This is a genomic window from Acinetobacter pseudolwoffii, from assembly GCF_002803605.1.
GTDB lineage: Bacteria > Pseudomonadota > Gammaproteobacteria > Pseudomonadales > Moraxellaceae > Acinetobacter > Acinetobacter pseudolwoffii.
This window is the reverse complement of the sequence record NZ_PHRG01000029.1, coordinates 1-897: the sequence shown is the minus strand read 5'-3', so window position 1 is coordinate 897 and position 897 is coordinate 1. Positions and strand designations below refer to the sequence as shown.

Genomic DNA, 897 nt, shown 5'->3' with positions numbered 1-897 from the left:
AAGGTATTCACCTTCCGATATAGAGATGCATAGGAATGTTTTTCACACTCCTCATCATCGTCCCCAACCAGTTGATAGTCATCGTATACACTGATCAAAAGATCAGAAACAGTATTAATTTTCCCCAAAAACTGCATATTCTTTTTCAAATAAATGTCATGTAATTTTTCTGGTGCAACTGTTGTATCTACCGCCATATTGGTATGTAGCACAATGAAGCATGGGACTGTTGCATTTCTCAACCTTCATTTTTTTGCCAATACTTTGCCCAGATTTGGCAATAAGGTAGGCTTGAATCACCAGCATGATCAGTAAATAGACCGCAGTTGCAATCCAGGCTTGTTGAGAAAACATCTCAAACATCTGGGTTTGCAGTTGCTGCGCCATGGTAGGATCAGCATCACTGTTGAGTATCACATTCATGAACTCTTGGTTCAATTCTGCAAAGCGGACTTCCTGTTCAGGGGTGAAGAATCCAGTCAGAATAAAAGTCGCTGGTAACCAGAGTAACTGAAGTTTTGGCATCGCAAGAAGTACATAACATCGCGATTGCGATCGGTGTCGATCCGGGTTCAGATGACCTGTCCGAGCTACGTTATGGCAAAATCTGTATTCTGGCCGATGCCGATTCCGACGGTCTGCATATTGCAACTTTGCTCTGTGCCCTGTTCGTCAAGCATTTCCCGACCGTGGTGGAAGAAGGGCATTTATTCGTTGCCATGCCGCCCTTGTATCGGATTGATGACAACAAAGACGTGCACTATGCCCTGGATGATGACGAGCTCAATGGTATTTTGAAAAAATGCAAAAAGGTCAATACAAAGCCGGCGATATCTCCAGCGACCGGAATCGTACTCAGCGCGGCATCTACCCCTACCCCTTGCTTGGTAAATGGAA

The 897-nt window shown here is 44.4% G+C and carries 2 pseudogenes; one reads left to right on the top strand and one right to left on the bottom strand.

Features of this window, described 5'->3' with window-relative positions:
- Nucleotides 1-246: 246 nt before the first annotated feature.
- Nucleotides 247-510 (bottom strand): annotated as a pseudogene (locus CWI32_RS15040) (RDD family protein); the annotation flags it as partial.
- Between the two features lie 2 nt (nucleotides 511-512).
- Here CWI32_RS15040 and CWI32_RS15035 point away from each other — a divergent pair.
- Nucleotides 513-897: pseudogene (locus CWI32_RS15035) on the top strand (hypothetical protein); the annotation flags it as partial.